Source organism: Streptomyces sp. NPDC088157 (assembly GCF_044741545.1).
Lineage (GTDB): Bacteria > Actinomycetota > Actinomycetes > Streptomycetales > Streptomycetaceae > Streptomyces.
The window spans coordinates 1,031,039-1,048,472 of the sequence record NZ_JBIUSU010000002.1 but is presented as its reverse complement, the minus strand read 5'-3'; the positions used below and the strand labels follow the sequence as shown (position 1 = coordinate 1,048,472).

The window sequence follows — 17,434 nt, the reverse complement described above, 5'->3', positions numbered from 1 at the left end:
TGGTCGTCGTCGGTGGGTTGGCAGATGCGGCTGTCGTCGCCGTGTCAGGGGTTCGGTCAGCACAGACGTACCGCCTCTCCCGCGCCCGCCGGCCAGGCCGTCAGCGGGGTGAAGCCACGGTGGCCGCACTCGCCGAAGACCCTGACGGGGGCACCGCCGGAGAGGGCGACCAGCCGCCACAGGCCGGGACGGGAGACCGCCGTGGGCGTGAGCGGCAGGGCCGTGTCGCCGTCGGCGTCCACCAACTGCCAGGAGGCGCCGTCCGGGGTCGGTATGACGGCGTTCAGCGTCGCCGGGACGGAGTCCTGCCAGGGGTCGTGGCGCAGGCTCTCGCCGTAGCGGGAGGTCGCCTCGGTCGTCGTCATGCCGGGGGGTCTGGTTCCGGTGGGAGCGGGTGGGGCGAACTGCTCACCCAGGGAAGCCCGTTGCTGCCCGGCGCCCGCGTGCGCGGACAGTTCGGCGTCCAGGGCGAGTCCGACGGGCAGCGTGAGCTCCGGTGAGCGCCCTGCGGCGCCGTAGGAGAGAAGGAGCGCCGAGCGGCCCGAGGTGGTGCCGTACAACCAGATGCGGCGGGTCGTCAGTTTAGGGTCCGACACGTCGTACTGGGCGAGCACCAGCCAGTGGTCCCGGACCGGCGGACCCACCGGCGAGGAGGGCAGGCCCACGCGGGCGCGGACCGTCGCGGCCAGGGCGTCCGGCAGCCGCTCACGGTGCATCCAGCCCTGATCGAGAAGGTGGAGCAGCGCGCACTCCTCCAGCAGCCGAACCGGCCAGCCCGGCCCGGACGCCGGAACCGACGCCAACTCCCGCACCCGAGCGGCCAGTCCGGGCGCCTGCGCGTCGACCATGCGGGCCGCCGTCTCCTCCCACAGCCCGTACCCCAACCGCTCGGCCGTGACCAGGCCGGAGCGCAGCAGGTCGGCGAGCCGCTCCTCCAGTTCCGTGGCTCCCGAGGTGATCCGCTCGCCGCGCCGCTCCGCCCGGCGGCGCGCCCCCTCGGGATCGGCCGGTCCGGAGGCGGAACCCGCGCCCGCCTCCCGCTCCTCCTGTGTACGCCTGCGTCCCGCGATCCACTGCTCGGCCCAGTCCGGCGCCCGTCCCGCCGGCGTCGATCCCTCGCCGCCCGACCAGAGCAGCAGCAGCCCGAGCGCGTGCTTGCACGGGAACCTGCGGCTCGGGCAGCTGCACCGGTACGCCGGCCCGGTCCGGTCCGCGGTGTCGACGACCGTCCGGTACGGCAGGCCGCCGCTGCCCTCGCACAGTCCCCACACCACGCCCTCCCGCGAACTGCCCGTCCCGGACCACGGATCGGCCGTGCCGAGTCTGCTTCCCGCTCTGCGTGACGTGGAGTCAGGCGCCAGTGCCAGCACCTGGTCCGCGGTCCAGCGCACCCCCTGCTGAGTCATGTCATCGAAGGTAGATCCCACCACTGACAATCGGTCCGGCGAATCCGGCCGAGAGGACGTTTCCGCAGGTCAGATCGCATTGTCAGTGGCGTGGTGCACGGTGGACACAGATGCCGAACCGGCCGAGCTGGAGGGGGTCTCAGCCATGTCCGTGTCCGTAGAAACAACGTCCGTGGAACCGAGTGGGAACGCGTCGGCGAGGGTACTGCGCCCGCACGCCGAGGACGCCTTCGCCGATGAACTCGCCGCGCTGGCGGCGCAGGACGAACGCCCGCGCCCGGCCCGCTGGAATCTGTCGCCGTGGGCCGTCGCCACCTATCTTCTCGGCGGTGTCCTGCCGGACGGCACAGTGATCTCGCCGAAGTACGTGGGCCCGCGCCGCATCGTCGAGGTCGCCGTGTCCACCCTCGCCACCGACCGCGCCCTCCTCCTGCTCGGCGTCCCGGGCACTGCCAAGACCTGGGTCTCCGAGCACCTGGCCGCGGCGGTCAGCGGTGACTCGACACTGCTGGTGCAGGGCACCGCGGGCACACCGGAGGAGGCGATCCGCTACGGCTGGAACTACGCGCAGCTGCTCGCGAACGGGCCCAGCCGGGACGCGCTGGTGCCCAGCCCCGTCATGCGGGCCATGGCGGAAGGGGCGACCGTGCGGGTGGAGGAGCTGACCCGTATGCCGGCCGATGTGCAGGACACCCTCATCACCATCCTGTCGGAGAAGACACTGCCGATACCGGAGTTGGGGCAGGAGGTGCAGGCGGTCCGCGGTTTCAGCCTGATCGCCACGGCCAACGACCGCGACCGCGGGGTCAACGAGCTGTCCAGCGCCCTGCGCCGCCGCTTCAACACGGTGGTGCTGCCGTTGCCGGCAAGCGTCGAGGCCGAGGTCGACATCGTCGCGCGGCGCGTCGACCAGATCGGGCGCTCCCTCGACCTGCCGGCCGCACCCGACGGCATCGACGAGATCCGCCGGGTGGTGACGGTCTTTCGTGAACTGCGCGCAGGCATCACCTCCGACGGCCGTACCAAGGTGAAGTCGCCGAGCGGCACGCTGTCCACCGCCGAGGCCATCTCCGTCGTCACCGGCGGTCTCGCGCTGGCCGCGCACTTCGGCGACGGCGTGCTCCGGGCGGGGGACGTGGCCGCGGGCATCCTCGGCGCCGTCGTCCGCGACCCGGCGGCCGACCGGGTCGTCTGGCAGGAGTACCTGGAGGCGGTCGTCCGAGAACGTGCCGGCTGGACGGACTTCTACCGAGCCTGCCGGGAGGTGAGTGCGTGAACGGGAACTACGAGAGCCACGGCAGCCACCGGCACGAGGGGGACAAGGGGATTCGGGTGCGGGCTCGTGGAAGGTGGAGGGTGACCGTGGACGACGACACGAGGTGGCCCCGCAGGTGCGGAGCGACGGGATGAATGTCGGCGGACATGGGCCGTCCGTGGCCGTCGGGCAGGGCGGCGGCCAGGACGCGGGGGCGGAGTGGCCGTTGCTGCTCGGGGTGCGTCACCACGGGCCCGGGTCGGCGCGGGCGGTACGGGCGGCGCTGGATGCCGCCCGGCCACGGACTGTACTGATCGAGGGGCCGCCCGAGGCGGACCCGCTGATCCCGCTCGCCGCCGACGAGGACATGCGACCACCGGTCGCGCTGCTCGCCCACGCCGTCGACGAGCCCGGCCGTTCGGCCTTCTGGCCGCTGGCCGAGTTCTCTCCCGAGTGGATCGCGCTCCGCTGGGCGCTGGAACACGGCGTCCCCGCCCGTTTCATCGACCTCCCGGCCACGCACACCCTGGCCTGGGAGAGGGCGGAAGCCGAGGGGGAAAGCGAGAACGCGAAGGAGGGAGAGGAGGAGAAGAGGAAAGAGGGGGAGCAGGAGAAAGAGGAGAACGAGAAAGCAGAGGACGGCGTCCGGGAAGGGGTACGGGGGGATCCGCTCGGGGGGCTCGCCGCGGCTGCCGGGTATGACGATGCCGAGCGCTGGTGGGAGGACGTCGTCGAACATCGGTCGCCGGGGTCGAAGGATCCGTTCGCGCCCTTCGTCGTGCTCGAGGAGGCCATGGGAGCGCTGAGAGAGGCCGGCGACACCGGCGCAGGGCGGAACGGCGACGACCGGGACCTCGCGCGGGAGGCGTACATGCGCATCCAAGTGCGCTCGGCGCAAAGGGAGTTCGGCACGGACGGGGTGGCCGTGGTGTGCGGGGCGTGGCATGTGCCCGCGCTGCGCCGGAAGGTCCCCGTCGCCGCAGACCGCGCGCTGCTCAAGGGTCTGCCCAAGGTCAAGGCCGATCTGACCTGGGTACCGTGGACGCACCGCAGGCTGGCCCGGGCCGGAGGATACGGAGCGGGCATCGACTCACCGGGCTGGTACGCCCACCTCTTCGCCGCGCCGGACCGGCCGGTCGAACGCTGGCTGACGAGGGTGGCCGTACTGCTGCGTGGCGAGGACCGGATCGTGTCGTCGGCGCACGTCATCGAGGCGGTCCGGCTGGCCGAGACACTCGCCGCGGTCCGCGGTCGGCCGCTGCCCGGTCTGAGCGAGACGACCGACGCCGTGCGCGCGGTGCTGTGCGAGGGATCGGACGTTCCGCTGGCGCTGGTGCGCGACCGGCTGGTGGTCGGGGACGTGCTGGGTGAGGTTCCGGCCGGCGCGCCCGCGGTGCCGTTGCAGCGCGACCTGGACCGGCTTCAGCGCCGGCTGCGGCTCAAACCGGAGGCGGACGAACGCGAGTTGGCGCTCGATCTGCGCAAGGAGAACGACGCCGAGCGCAGCAGGCTCCTGCACCGGCTGCGGCTGCTGCGCGTGGGGTGGGGCGAGCCGACCGCTTCGCCCGGCAGCACGGGCACGTTCCGGGAGACGTGGCGGCTGCGGTGGGAGCCGGAGCTCTCGGTGCGGACCGCCGAGGCGGGGGTGTGGGGGACGACCGTGCTCGCCGCGGCCACCGCCAAGGCGGAGGCGGACGCCGTCTCCGCGCGCAGCCTCGCCGAGGTGACCGGGCTCGCCGAGCGCTGCCTCCTGGCGGGGCTGCCGGACGCGCTTCCGACGGTGATGAGAGTCCTCGCCGACCGGGCGGCCCTCGACACGGAGGTCGGCCACCTCGCTCAGGCCCTGCCCACGCTCGTCCGTTCGCTCCGCTACGGCGATGTACGCGGCACCGACACCGGCGCGCTGGCGGAGGTGGCCGCGGGCCTCGCCGAGCGGGTCTTCGTCGGCCTCCCCCCGGCCTGCGCCTCGCTGGACGCGGACGCGGCGGACGAGATGCGGCGCCACGTGGACGCGGTGCACGGGGCGGTGGGGATGCTGGAGGAGACGATCGCGGCCCCGGAGCGGGCCGACACGGCCGACATCGCCGACATCGCCGACATCGCCGACATCGCTGACCGGGCAGGACGGCCGGGCCGAGCGGAGCAGGTGGACCGGGCGGGTGGTCGGGTGGACCGGGCGGGCGGTCAGGTGGACGGGTTCGACGCGCCCCCTGGCGCAGAAGCAGAAGCAGAAGCAGAGGGCGTTCGGCGCGAGGCCGTGGAGACCGGTTTCGGGGGAGGACTGCCGGGCGTCTGCGAGGTGGGTGGCCGGGTGCTCGGCGGCGCGCCCGCCGGAGCAGAGGGAGGTTCGCCCGGGGACGGGGAGATCGAGGGCGGGGGAAGGCTGCCGGGCGCCTTCGAGTCGGGCGACCGGGACCGCGGTGGTGGCCGGGACCGCGACCGAGACGGCGGTGGTGGCCGGGATCTGGGTGCTGGTCGGGAGCCTGGTGATGGTGTGGACCTCGCTGGTGGTCGGGACCTCGGTGATGGCCGGGATCTGAGTGCTGGTCGGGGCCCTGGTGATGGTGTGGACCTCGGTGGTGGCCGGGGCCCGGGCGGTGAGGCTGGATTCGGGCGCGGGGGTCTGCGGGGGCGTTGGCGGGGTGTGCTGCGGGGGCTCTCCGGGCGGGACACCGTGCCGGGGGTGATCCGGGGGCGTGCCGTGCGGCTGCTCCTGGACGAGGGGCAGCTGGACCAGGACGAGGCGGCACGGCTCATGGGGCTCGCGCTGTCGCCGGGGACACCGCCTTCGGACGCGGCCGCCTGGATCGAGGGCTTCGTCGGGGGCGGAGCCGGGGGCGGGCTGCTCCTCGTGCACGACGAACGGCTGCTCGGGCTGGTCGACGCCTGGATCACGGCCGTGCCGGCGGAGGCGTTCACGAACGTACTGCCGTTGCTGCGGCGAACGTTCTCGGCGTACGAGGCGGGGGTGCGCAGAACGCTCGGCGAGCTGGTCCGGCGTGGCCCGGGCAGCAGGGACGGCGGGACGGGCGGGGGGCCCGGGACGCCCGGGTTCGCGGCCGGGCTCGACGCGGGACGCGCGGACGCCGTCCTGCCGGTGGTGCGGCTGCTGCTGGGACTGGATCCCGGCGCCGTCGACGACGAGCTTGCGGAGATGGGTACATGACGACGACCGACGCGGCGACGACGGAGGCCGGGCAGGAGCGGTTGCGGCGCTGGCGGCTGGTGCTCGGGGGCGACGCGGCGGACGGAACCGGCCACGGGCTCTCCGGGCGGGATGCCGCGATGGACGGGGCGCTCACCGCGCTCTACGGGAAGCGGGACGCCGCGCGGTCGGGACGGGACCGCACGGGCGGGCTCGGGGCGTCGGCGCCCTCGGTGGCCCGTTGGCTCGGAGACATCCGGACGTACTTCCCCTCTTCCGTCGTGCAGGTCATGCAGCGCGACGCCATCGACCGGCTCGGGCTGTCCGCGCTGCTGCTGGAGCCGGAGATGCTGGAGGCGGTGGAGGCCGACGTGCATCTCGTCGGCACGCTGCTCTCGCTCCACAAGGCCATGCCGGAGACGACGAAGGAGACGGCACGGGTCGTGGTCGGCAAGGTCGTCGAGGACCTGGAGAAGCGGCTCGCCACCCGCACCCGGGCCGCCGTCACCGGTGCCCTCGACCGCGGCACGCGCGTCCGCCGCCCGCGCCATCACGACATCGACTGGAACCGCACGATCGCCGCCAACCTCAAGCACTACCTGCCCGAGTACGAGACGGTCGTGCCGGAGCGGCTCGTCGGATACGGGCGGGCTTCGCGGTCCGTGAAGAAGGAGGTGATCCTCTGCATCGACCAGTCGGGGTCGATGGCGTCGTCGGTGGTGTACGCGTCGGTCTTCGGGGCGGTGCTGGCGTCGATGCGGGCGATCAGCACCCGGCTCGTCGTCTTCGACACGGCGGTCGCCGATCTCACCGACCGGCTCGACGACCCGGTGGACGTCCTGTTCGGCACCCGGCTCGGCGGCGGTACGGACATCAACCGGGCGCTCGCGTACTGCCAGTCGCAGATCACCCGGCCCGCCGAGACGGTGGTGGTGCTCATCAGCGACCTGTACGAGGGAGGCATACGGGACGAGATGCTCAAGCGGGTCGCGGCGATGAAGGCGTCCGGCGTTCAGTTCGTCGCGCTGCTCGCGCTGTCGGACGAGGGGGCGCCCGCCTACGACCGTGAGCACGCGGCCGCGCTCGCGGCGCTGGGCGCACCGGCGTTCGCCTGCACGCCCGATCTGTTCCCGGACGTCATGGCCGCGGCGATCGAGAAGCGTCCACTGCCCGCGCCGGACACCGCCTGAGACGCGACGACACGACGGCGTCCTTGGCGGTGCTCGGTGCTCGGTGCTCGACGGCGGTGTGTCACGGCATGGCGACGCGTATGCCGGCACGCCATGTCACCGGGTGCCACCGCGGCTGGTGCCCGGCAGTGTCGTTCGTTCCGATGCGGACGGGACGGGTCAGGCACCGGGACATCCGGGTCTTCCCCGGCCAGGACAGACGGCTTCCGGCCTCCTCCACCCCGGATCCACCGCGCGTGTGGAGCAGGAGTCCAGCCCAGTCGCCCAACCGCTGACTTCCCGCTGCCCGCCACCCGCTGCCCGCTGCCCGCCATCGGCCATCGGCCACCCACCCACTCGCCACCCGCCCGGAGGCTGTCCCGCTCCGGCGCAGGCAAGTCCCCGAGCCTCGTCCGCCGCCGACGTCACGCCCCTGGCGTCGTCGGGTCGGTCGTCCCGGGCCCTGCGCGAGCGGGCCAGCCGCGCCAGCCGCGCCAGCCTGGCAGGTCGGGCAGGTCGGGCCAGCCTGGCAGGTCGGGCAGGTTGGGCAGGTCGCGCCAGCCGCGCCAGTCAGGCCGGGCCAGCCGCGCCAGCCGGGCAGGCCGGGCGGCCGCGCCGCCAGCGGCAGCACCCAGCTCAGGCGGGCCACCCGGCTGGGGCGGCCCGCAGGTCAAGGAGGCGCGCAGCTATGGGCGGCCCGCAGGTCAGGCAGCCGCACAGCCATGGGCAGCAGGCAGGTCAGGCAGCCACCTAGCTTCAGGCAGCCACGTAGCTTCAGGCGCCACGTAACTTCAGGCAGCCAAGTACCTCCAGGCGCCACGTGATTTCAGCAGCCGCGTACTTCAGGCGACCACGTACTCAGGCAGCCGCGTAGCTTCAGGCGGCCACGTAGGTCAGGCTGCTGCGCAGCCGTGGTGGCGACGCGGCTCGGGCAGAACGCATACTCCGGCAGCGCGTACCGCGTCTGGCCGGTTGACTCCGTGAGGCGGCAGGCCCCCGGACGGCCGAAAGCCATCGGTCTGTCGGGCCAAGACCTCATGGACGGGGTCGTGTGGTCCCCATTGGGGTGGGGACCATCCGCCCCGAGCCCTTGAAGGGGCTGTTCAAGGGGCCTCACCGGGCCAACCCCAACCCGGTGAGGCCCTTGCCCGAGACCTCGCCCGCGCCTCACATCCGGCACGGGGTGCCAGTGATCCCGGCATCATGTGACAGGTATCACCGCTCAGGTGTGACCCTCGATTTAGGGGCCTCCTGCAAGCAGCGATAACCTGCGAGACGGACATGCCGCGCGCTCGGACACCGTGTGCGCCTCCCTTGTGACTGACAGACGGCGGACGTCACGTTGCCCTCGCGGCACGCCCACGCAGACAACGAACCGCGAGATCACTGATAGGGACGGAAGCGCGTGGACCTGTTCGAGTACCAGGCGAGGGACCTCTTCGCCAAGCACGATGTACCGGTGCTGGCCGGTGAAGTCATCGACACGCCTGAGGCGGCCCGCGCAGCCACCGAGCGTCTCGGTGGCAAGTCCGTCGTCAAGGCCCAGGTGAAGGTCGGCGGGCGTGGCAAGGCCGGTGGCGTGAAGCTGGCCGCCACCCCGGACGAGGCCGTCGCCCGGGCGACGGACATCCTCGGCATGGACATCAAGGGCCACACGGTCCACAAGGTGATGATCGCCGAGACGGCCCCGGAGATCCTGGAGGAGTACTACGTCTCCTTCCTCCTCGACCGTGCCAACCGCACCTTCCTCTCCATCGCGTCCGTCGAGGGCGGCATGGAGATCGAGGAGGTGGCGGCCACCCGTCCGGAGGCCGTCGCCAAGACGCCGATCGACGCCAACGAGGGTGTGACCCCCGAGAAGGCCCGCGAGATCGTCGAGGCCGCGAAGTTCCCGGCCGAGGTCGCGGACAAGGTCGTCAACGTCCTCGTGACGCTGTGGAAGACCTTCATCGAGGAGGACGCTCTCCTCGTCGAGGTCAACCCGCTGGCGAAGGTCGCCTCCGGTGACGTCATCGCCCTCGACGGCAAGGTGTCCCTGGACGAGAACGCCGAGTTCCGCCAGCCGGGACACGCGGAGTTCGTCGACCACGCGTCGGCCAACCCGCTCGAGGCCGCCGCCAAGGCGAAGAACCTCAACTACGTCAAGCTCGACGGCGAGGTCGGCATCATCGGCAACGGCGCGGGTCTCGTCATGAGCACCCTGGACGTCGTCGCGTACGCCGGTGAGGCGCACGGTGGCGTCAAGCCCGCCAACTTCCTCGACATCGGTGGTGGCGCCTCCGCCGCCGTCATGGCGAACGGCCTGGAGATCATCCTCGGCGACCCGGACGTCAAGTCCGTCTTCGTCAACGTCTTCGGTGGCATCACCGCCTGTGACGAGGTCGCCAACGGCATCGTCCAGGCGCTCCAGCTGCTCGCGGACAAGGGTGAGGAAGTCACCAAGCCGCTGGTCGTCCGTCTCGACGGCAACAACGCCGAGCTGGGTCGCAAGATCCTCTCCGACGCGAACCACCCGCTGGTCCAGCGCGTGGACACCATGGACGGCGCGGCTGACAAGGCCGCCGAGCTCGCGGCTGCGAAGTAAGGGAAGAGGGACAGAACAGCCATGGCTATCTTCCTGAACAAGGACAGCAAGATCATCGTCCAGGGCATGACCGGTGCCACGGGCATGAAGCACACCAAGCTCATGCTGGCGGACGGCTCCAACATCGTCGGTGGCGTGAATCCGCGCAAGGCGGGCACCTCCGTCGACATCGACGGCACAGAGATCCCGGTCTTCGGCACGGTCGCCGAGGCGATCGAGAAGACGGGCGCCAACGTGTCCGTCCTCTTCGTGCCGCCGGCCTTCGCGAAGGCCGCCGTCGTCGAGGCGATCGACGCGGAGATTCCGCTGGCCGTCGTCATCACCGAGGGCATCGCGGTGCACGACTCGGCCGCGTTCTACGCGTACGCCGGGTCCAAGGGCGACAAGACCCGGATCATCGGCCCGAACTGCCCCGGTCTCATCACCCCGGGCCAGTCGAACGCCGGCATCATCCCGGGCGACATCACGAAGCCGGGCCGCATCGGTCTGGTGTCGAAGTCCGGCACGCTGACCTACCAGATGATGTACGAGCTGCGTGACATCGGCTTCTCGTCCGCCGTCGGCATCGGTGGCGACCCGATCATCGGCACGACGCACATCGACGCGCTCGCCGCGTTCGAGGCCGACCCCGACACCGACCTGATCGTCATGATCGGTGAGATCGGTGGCGACGCCGAGGAGCGGGCCGCGGCCTTCATCAAGGACAACGTGAAGAAGCCGGTCGTCGGCTACGTCGCGGGCTTCACCGCGCCCGAGGGCAAGACCATGGGCCACGCCGGCGCCATCGTCTCCGGTTCCTCCGGCACCGCCCAGGCGAAGAAGGAGGCCCTCGAGGCCGCCGGCGTCAAGGTCGGCAAGACGCCGACCGAGACGGCGAAGCTGGCCCGCGAGATCCTCGCGGCCGGCTGATTTCCTGCTGACCGCCGGTGGGCCCGCTCCCCTTGTGGGGGCGGGCCCACCGGCGTTTCCCCGGCCGCGAACCCGACCGGCCGCGGACTCGGCCGGCTGTGAGCTCGGCCGGCGCGACACCCCCGGCACCCGCACGGTCTCCGAGCGGCGCCGGCTCGACGGCCGTGGCGACCGCCTCCGGGGTGGCGTGAGCGCGGTCGGCCGGGAGCCGAACCGGCCGAGGGCGCGGGGCGGGGAAGGGGGGGCGGGTTCACTCGGCCAGGGGGATCAGCCGCTGCGGTCCGTGCTGGACATCGGACCTCAGCTTCTTGCGCAGGTGCAGTTCCGCGTTCGAGAGTGTGCCCGGGACCGCCCGCGGTGGGACGCCCTGGACCGTCTCGCCGGGCGGTACCGGAGGCTCGTACCGGGTGGGGGCCGTGCCTACGGTCAGTGCCGTCGCGCCGATGATCGCGACCGTGAACGCGATCGCCGCCCTGGTCCAGAAGCGGGCCCGCCGTTCGCCGCCCATCCGCACGGTGGGCGGCCTGGCGGCACGCAGCCGTTCGGCGGACGCCACCTCCGCCAGCCGCCGGTGCAGCTCGGCGGGGCTCGCCAGCTCGGGCAGCCGTTCGGCGACCGCCGCACGGGCGTGCAGCAGCCGGTTCGCCGCCGCGGGTGTGCTCGCCTCCGTCTCCGCCGCGGTCTCCGGGAGATCGAGGCCGACACCGTCGTAGAGGAGGAGCGTGCGGCGGTACGGCGCGGGGAGGGCCAGCAGGATGTCCAGCAGCGCACGGTCGGCCGCGTCGGCCGGGGGCGGCTCCGGGTGGCGGTATCGGGGGCGGAACCGGTGCCAGGGGGAGAGCGCGTACTCGTAGGCCGTCGCCCGCACCCAGCCCGGCGGGTCGCGGTCCACGGCCACCTCGGGCCAGCGCTGCCAGGCCAGTTGGAACGCCCGCTCGACAGACTCGCGCGCGAGCTCGCGCCGGCCGGAGAGCAGGTATGTCTGCCGTACGAGGGCGGGGGCGCAGAAGGTGTAGAGCGCGTCGAAGGCCTGAGCGGGAGTCAGGCGGGCCCGGGGAGGGACGGCGACCGGGGCGGGGTCGACCGCGCGGCGGACGGTGACGGGGGTCGATGCCGCGCGGGGTGGTTTCGGCTCCTCGCGCGGGCGCACCGTCACCTGGACCGGAGCCGTTGCCTCCTGGGTGTTCGTCACCTCGGCCGTCCTGGTCAGTGACGCCAGCAGTTCCGCGTACGCCTCCCGCCTGCGGCCGCGCGGTGCCGTGCGGCCGGACTCCCACGCGCGCACCGTCCCCTGGGTGACGCCCACCCGCGCGGCGACCTGAGCCTGCGTCAACGAGGCGCCCACTCGCAGGCGTCGGCGCTGTTCGGGCGAGGGGAGCGGAGTGGCAGGGCTCTGCGTCACAGCGGCACCCTCCGCACGAAAAAGTACATAAACATATATTGAGCGACACAACGGAACTTCGCCTGTTACGACGGGAAAGCGCGTGTCGTTGGGAGCATGACGGTCGTGATCCAGATGACCGCTCGCCGACTGTCGTTGTCGCCCCTGCTCAGCCGGATGCGTGACCGATCATCCGGGCTGGCCGCCGGCCTCCTGGGTGGAGCGCTCGCCGCCGGGCTGGGGCTCGGTTCGTTCGCCGCGCTCGTGATGGTGCTGTGGATCAGCTCGCCGTATCCCGACAGTGGGCCGGGCGGTGCGCTGCATGTCGCCGCCGCGCTGTGGCTGCTGGCCCACGGCGCGGAACTGGTGCGCGTCGACACGCTGTCCGGGGTTCCGGCGCCGGTCGGTATCACCCCGCTGCTGTTGCTCGCGCTGCCGGTGTGGCTGGTGTGGCGTGCCGCGCGCGACGCGTTGGACGGGGGTGGGGCTGACGACGGGGGTGCGCTGCTCGGCAGTGCCCGTACCGCTTGGGCGGGCGTCGTGCTCGGCTACCTCGCCGTCGGCGCGGGCGCCGCCTGCTACGCCGCCGGTGGTGCGCTGCGGCCCTCGTGGGCGTGGACGGCGGTGTGTGTGCCGGCGGTCGCGGTGCTGGCCGCCGGGGCGGGGGTGTGGTCGGCCCACGGCGGCCCTCGTGGGCCGGTGGACAGCGCGCTGCTCGTGCTGCCCCGCGGTGCACGGCGGCTGTTCCTCGGAGCGGAGGGGTGGGAGCGGCTCGGGGCCGCCGGGCGGGCGGCGGGGGCCGGGGCCGCGATGCTCTTCGGGGGCGGCGCCCTCTTGGTGGCGGTGTCCTCGGTGTGGCACCTGGGTGCGGCTCGCGAGGCGTTCCTCCAGCTGACGGAGGGGTGGTCGGGGCGGTTCGCGGTGCTGCTGCTGTGCGTGGCGCTGGTGCCCAACGCGGCTGTGTGGGGGGCCGCGTATGCGCTCGGGCCGGGGTACGTCCTCGGTGCCGGGCATGTGGTGACGCCGTTGTCCTCCGACCCGGCACCGTTGCTGCCACCGTTTCCGCTGCTGGCGGCGGTTCCCGAGGCGGGGGGCGGGACGCCGTGGAACTGGGCGGCGGGAGTGGTGCCGGTGGTCGCCGCGGTGACGGTCGGAGTGTTCGTGGCTCGGGCGGCGGCAGGGGCGGGAAACCCGGCTGGTGCCGCCGGTGGGGCCGATGGGGCCGGTGGCCGTAGCGCTTGGTCCTGGGGGAGGACTGCGGGGGGCGTGGTGCTGGCGGGGGTGGGATGCGGGGTGCTGTCGGGGGGACTCGCGGGGTTGAGCGGTGGGCCGTTGGGGATTTCCGCGTTGGCTCGGTTCGGGCCGGTGTGGTGGCAGGTGGGGAGCGCGGTGGTGCTGTGGACCGTGGGGGTGGGACTGCCGGTGGCTGTCGGGGTGCGGGGATGGCTGTGCAGAGAGCGGCGGGGTTCGGGGGCACGGCGGAGGGCCTGGAGTGGGAGGCGTGGGGCGGAGAAGGAGTGCGGTGTGTCGGTGGCGGAGTCGGAGCTGTATGACTTCTCGCACGTCGAGCATGGTGGGCACGTCGAGCGTGCCGGGTACGTCGAGCATGGTGGGCACGTCGAGCGTGCCGGGCACCCAGGGCACCCAGGGCACGTCGAAACCGTCGGGCATGCCGAGCCCGTCGGGTACGTCGGAAGTGTCCCGTTCGTGGACCACATTGAGGCGGGGCTGCCCGCAGCGCCGGTGGAGCCGGTCCCGTCCGTCGAGTCGGTGGACCCAGTGGATCCACTGGACCCGCTGGAGCGGGTCGAGCCGATGGACCCGGTGGGCTACCTGGATCCGGTGTGGCATGGGGACGTGGCTCGGGAGGTTCGGTGGGCGGCGTTGCGGGAGGCGGGGAAGGGCGAGGGGCTGGAGGGGGGCGGGGAAGGACGAGGGGCTGGACGGGGGTGAGGGAGGCGGGGCGGGTCGGTGACCGGCGAGGGGATTTCGCCCCCGCCGCCCCTGCCCCTCCCGTCCCCGGGGACTGACGCCCCCGGGACCCCGTTTCGCCCCGAAAGGGCCTCGGCCTCGGGCTCCCCGGAGGTAGGAACCCCCGGACCTGCCGAAACTCAGGCGTTGGCGCCCAGGATGGTCTTGAGTTCCTTCGGCAGCAGGTCGCTGCACGACTGCTGCGCCTCGGAGGTGAGGGCGTCGTTCGTGCAGGTGTAGTAGTCGCGGTAGACCAGCTGCGCGGTGAAGCTCGCGGCGACCAGGGCCAGGGCCAGGGAGGCGGTGACCAGACCGCTGACGGCTGCGGTCCGCTGGGGGCGGCCGGTCGTCTCCGGGGCGGGCGGGGCGTCCGGGTCCGGGGTCCGGGGCTTGGCGCGCAGGGCGCTGATTCCCCAGTTGAGGGCCAGTGCGCCGAGCAGCAGGGCCACGTACGGCCAGCCGAAGAGGGCGAAGAAGAAGGCCCACATGCCGCTGAGCAGGGCGTAGCGCGCGCGGCGCTGGGCCGGGTCCGTGGGGTCCCAGCGCTTGCCGGGGTCGGTGCCGGGGCCACCGCCGCCCTCGGGGTTGCCGCCGGGGCGGTCGCCGAAGCCACCGGGGGAGCGGCCGGGCTGCTGGTCGCTCCACTGGCCGCCCCACGGGGTACGCCCGCCCTCGGGTCCGCCGTCCGCGGGGCGCCGCGGCTGCCAGGGGCGGTCCGGGGTGCCCTCGGCGGGAGGGGCGAAGGGGTTGTCCTCCTCGGGGGGCGCGCCGTCGCCCGAGGGGGCGTCCGGGGGAGAGGGCGGGCGCTCTCGCAGCAGCACGGCGCCGCGCTCCCCTCCCTGCGGTGACTGCGGGGGGAGCGTGAGGAGTCGCAGACTGCGGTCCGGCATCAAGTGAGCGTCTTCCCCTAGTGATCAGGCGGTGATCAGGACGGTGCTTCGGATGGTGATCAAGGTGGTGGCCGCGACCGTGATCCTGGCGGAGGCCACGGTTTCGGCTGGTGTTGACCGGTATTGCGCTGGTACTGCCTTGCTGGGCCGTCACTTGCAGAACGCATCGCATCGCCACCGCGTTCCCGAGCCCGCTCGCCCCAGACGCTACCTTCCGGCCACGCCCCCGTCCCGTGGGGGCCGCCCGGTGTGCCGGTATCGTTGCTGACGGTCGGCCGCTTCGTAGACTTCCCCGTATCCCGGGGCGCGAAGCATTCGTACGAATGTATAAACCGGCCGGACAGACGCTCCCCCGAGAAAGGGCCCCAACGTGGCCGCCAAGCCCGTGGCCAAGCGCCTCGTCGTGCTGGTCTCCGGATCCGGTACGAACCTCCAGGCTCTGCTCGACGCCATCGCGACCACCGGCGTCGAGACCTACGGCGCCGAGATCGTGGCCGTCGGAGCCGACCGTGAGGGCGTCGAAGGGCTCGCCCGTGCCGAGCGCGCCGGGATTCCCACCTTCGTGCGCAGGGTCAAGGACTTCGGGAGCCGGGAGGGCTGGGACGCCGCGCTCGCCGAGGCCGTGGCCGCCCACGAACCGGACCTCGTCGTCTCCGCCGGGTTCATGAAGATCGTGGGCAAGGAATTCCTGGCGCGGTTCGGGGGGCGGTTCGTCAATACGCATCCGGCCCTGCTGCCCAGCTTTCCCGGGGCCCACGGGGTGCGTGACGCGCTCGCGTACGGCGCCCGGGTCACCGGCTGCACCGTCCACTTCGTCGACGACGGCGTCGACACCGGACCGATCATCGCCCAGGGCGTGGTCGAGGTCCGGGACGAGGACGACGAGAGCGCTCTGCACGAGCGCATCAAGGAAGTCGAGCGAAGGCTGCTCGTCGAGGTCGTGGGGCGGCTCGCCCGCAACGGCTATCGCATTGAGGGACGAAAGGTAGTTATCCAGTGACCGCCGACAGCACTGTCACGGCAGAGAGCGGCAAGCGGGGCATCCGTCGCGCGCTCGTCAGCGTCTACGACAAGACCGGGCTCGAGGAGCTTGCCCGCGGGCTGCACGAGGCCGGTGTCGAGCTCGTCTCCACCGGGTCCACCGCCTCCCGCATCGCCGCCGCCGGCGTTCCCGTCACCAAGGTGGAGGAGCTCACCGGCTTCCCCGAGTGCCTGGACGGCCGGGTCAAGACCCTGCACCCCAAGGTCCACGCCGGCATCCTCGCCGACCTGCGCCTCGACAGCCACCGGCAGCAGCTGGACGAGCTGGGCGTCGCGCCGTTCGACCTCGTCGTCGTCAACCTCTATCCCTTCCGGGAGACCGTCGCCTCGGGCGCCTCCGAGGACGAGTGCGTCGAGCAGATCGACATCGGCGGGCCGTCCATGGTGCGGGCCGCCGCCAAGAACCACCCGTCGGTGGCCGTGGTCACCAGCCCGGCGCGGTACGGCGACGTCCTGTCGGCCGTACAGGGCGGTGGCTTCGACCTCGCCGCCCGCAAGCGGCTCGCCGCCGAGGCCTTCCAGCACACGGCCGCCTACGACGTGGCCGTGGCCTCCTGGTTCGCCTCCTCCTACGCGCCCGTGGACGAGTCGCGGTTCCCCGACTTCCTCGGCGCCACCTGGGAGCGCAAGAGCACCCTGCGCTACGGCGAGAACCCGCACCAGCCCGCCGCGCTCTACGTCGACGGCAGCGGTGGCGGCCTCGCCGAGGCCGAGCAGCTGCACGGCAAGGAGATGTCGTACAACAACTACACGGACACGGACGCCGCGCACCGTGCCGCGTACGACCACGCCGAGCCGGCCGTCGCGATCATCAAGCACGCCAACCCCTGCGGGATCGCCGTCGGCGCGGATGTGGCCGAGGCGCATCGCAGGGCACACGCGTGTGACCCGCTGTCGGCCTTCGGCGGCGTCATCGCCGTCAACCGGCCGGTGAGCAAGGAGATGGCGGAGCAGGTCGCCGAGATCTTCACCGAGGTCATCGTCGCGCCCGACTACGAGGAGGGGGCTCTGGAGGCCCTCACCAAGAAGAAGAACATCCGGGTGCTCAAGGCGCCGCAGGGCCCCGCGGGCGCCGTCGAGCTCAAGCCCGTCGGCGGCGGCGCGCTGCTCCAGGTCACCGACCGGCTCCAGGCCGAGGGCGACGACCCGGCCAACTGGACTCTGGCGACCGGCGAGGCGCTCGGCGCGGCGGAACTCGCGGACCTCGCCTTCGCCTGGAAGGCCTGTCGCGCGGTGAAGTCGAACGCGATCCTGCTCGCCAAGGACGGCGCCTCGGTCGGCGTCGGCATGGGGCAGGTCAACCGCGTCGACTCGGCGAAGCTGGCCGTCGAGCGGGCCGGTGCGGAGCGGGCGCGCGGTGCGTATGCCGCCTCCGACGCCTTCTTCCCCTTCCCGGACGGGCTGGAGGTCCTGGTCGAGGCGGGCGTCAAGGCCGTGGTGCAGCCCGGTGGTTCGGTCCGTGACGAGCTCGTCGTCGAGGCCGCGAAGAAGGCGGGCGTGACGATGTACTTCACGGGCACGCGCCACTTCTTCCACTGACCGGTTGCCGGGTTGCCGGGTTGCCGGGTTGACCGGCTGATGGCCCGATCGCTCGGCCGGTCGACAGCGAAGCGGCCCCGGTCCCCTCGAGGAGGGGGCCGGGGCCGTCGTCCGTTCACCCGCCGCGCGGTGCGCGCGGGTCAC

At 72.7% G+C, this 17,434-nt stretch carries 11 protein-coding genes; 8 read left to right on the top strand and 3 right to left on the bottom strand.

Features of this window, described 5'->3' with window-relative positions:
- Positions 1 to 56: 56 nt before the first annotated feature.
- A complete protein-coding gene (locus ACIPFH_RS10930) occupies positions 57 to 1,406 on the bottom strand; it encodes an SWIM zinc finger family protein (RefSeq protein ID WP_401824965.1) in 1,350 nt (449 codons plus the stop codon).
- A 145-nt stretch (positions 1,407 to 1,551) separates the two neighbouring features.
- Between ACIPFH_RS10930 and ACIPFH_RS10925 the strand changes: the two genes are divergently transcribed.
- From ACIPFH_RS10925 to sucD, 5 genes are all read left to right on the top strand, one after another.
- On the top strand, positions 1,552 to 2,682 hold the full coding sequence (locus ACIPFH_RS10925) for an AAA family ATPase (RefSeq protein WP_401824964.1): 1,131 nt from the start codon (positions 1,552 to 1,554) through the stop codon (positions 2,680 to 2,682).
- Between the two features lie 157 nt (positions 2,683 to 2,839).
- Complete coding sequence (locus tag ACIPFH_RS10920; protein ID WP_401824962.1) at positions 2,840 to 5,827, top strand: DUF5682 family protein; 2,988 nt, start codon at positions 2,840 to 2,842, stop codon at positions 5,825 to 5,827.
- Positions 5,824 to 6,996, top strand: coding sequence for a VWA domain-containing protein (locus tag ACIPFH_RS10915; RefSeq protein WP_401824960.1), 1,173 nt, complete (start codon positions 5,824 to 5,826; stop codon positions 6,994 to 6,996). The genes ACIPFH_RS10920 and ACIPFH_RS10915 overlap by 4 nt, the downstream gene beginning before the upstream one ends.
- A gap of 1,384 nt (positions 6,997 to 8,380) precedes the next feature.
- Complete coding sequence (sucC, locus tag ACIPFH_RS10910) at positions 8,381 to 9,559, top strand: ADP-forming succinate--CoA ligase subunit beta (protein WP_401824959.1); 1,179 nt, start codon at positions 8,381 to 8,383, stop codon at positions 9,557 to 9,559.
- 21 nt (positions 9,560 to 9,580) lie between these two features.
- The gene (gene sucD, locus ACIPFH_RS10905; protein WP_328480150.1) at positions 9,581 to 10,468 is read left to right on the top strand and encodes a succinate--CoA ligase subunit alpha; all 888 of its coding nucleotides are present in this window, start codon (positions 9,581 to 9,583) and stop codon (positions 10,466 to 10,468) included.
- Between the two features lie 250 nt (positions 10,469 to 10,718).
- On the opposite strand, the gene ACIPFH_RS10900 is transcribed toward sucD, so the two are convergent.
- On the bottom strand, positions 10,719 to 11,870 hold the full coding sequence (locus ACIPFH_RS10900) for a helix-turn-helix domain-containing protein (protein WP_401824957.1): 1,152 nt from the start codon (positions 11,868 to 11,870) through the stop codon (positions 10,719 to 10,721).
- Between the two features lie 96 nt (positions 11,871 to 11,966).
- Here ACIPFH_RS10900 and ACIPFH_RS10895 point away from each other — a divergent pair, with 96 nt between their 5' ends.
- On the top strand, positions 11,967 to 13,802 hold the full coding sequence (locus tag ACIPFH_RS10895; protein WP_401824955.1) for a DUF6350 family protein: 1,836 nt from the start codon (positions 11,967 to 11,969) through the stop codon (positions 13,800 to 13,802).
- Positions 13,803 to 13,960: 158 nt separating this feature from the next.
- On the opposite strand, the gene ACIPFH_RS10890 is transcribed toward ACIPFH_RS10895, so the two are convergent.
- Positions 13,961 to 14,710: a hypothetical protein gene (locus tag ACIPFH_RS10890; RefSeq protein WP_401824953.1), complete on the bottom strand. Its 750-nt coding sequence runs from the start codon at positions 14,708 to 14,710 to the stop codon at positions 13,961 to 13,963.
- Positions 14,711 to 15,080: 370 nt separating this feature from the next.
- Between ACIPFH_RS10890 and purN the strand changes: the two genes are divergently transcribed.
- Entirely contained in the window at positions 15,081 to 15,710 is a 630-nt protein-coding gene (gene purN / locus ACIPFH_RS10885) for a phosphoribosylglycinamide formyltransferase (RefSeq protein ID WP_401824952.1), read from the top strand.
- Positions 15,707 to 17,290, top strand: coding sequence for a bifunctional phosphoribosylaminoimidazolecarboxamide formyltransferase/IMP cyclohydrolase (gene purH, locus ACIPFH_RS10880; protein WP_359127835.1), 1,584 nt, complete (start codon positions 15,707 to 15,709; stop codon positions 17,288 to 17,290). The genes purN and purH overlap by 4 nt, the downstream gene beginning before the upstream one ends.
- Positions 17,291 to 17,434 lie beyond the last annotated feature (144 nt).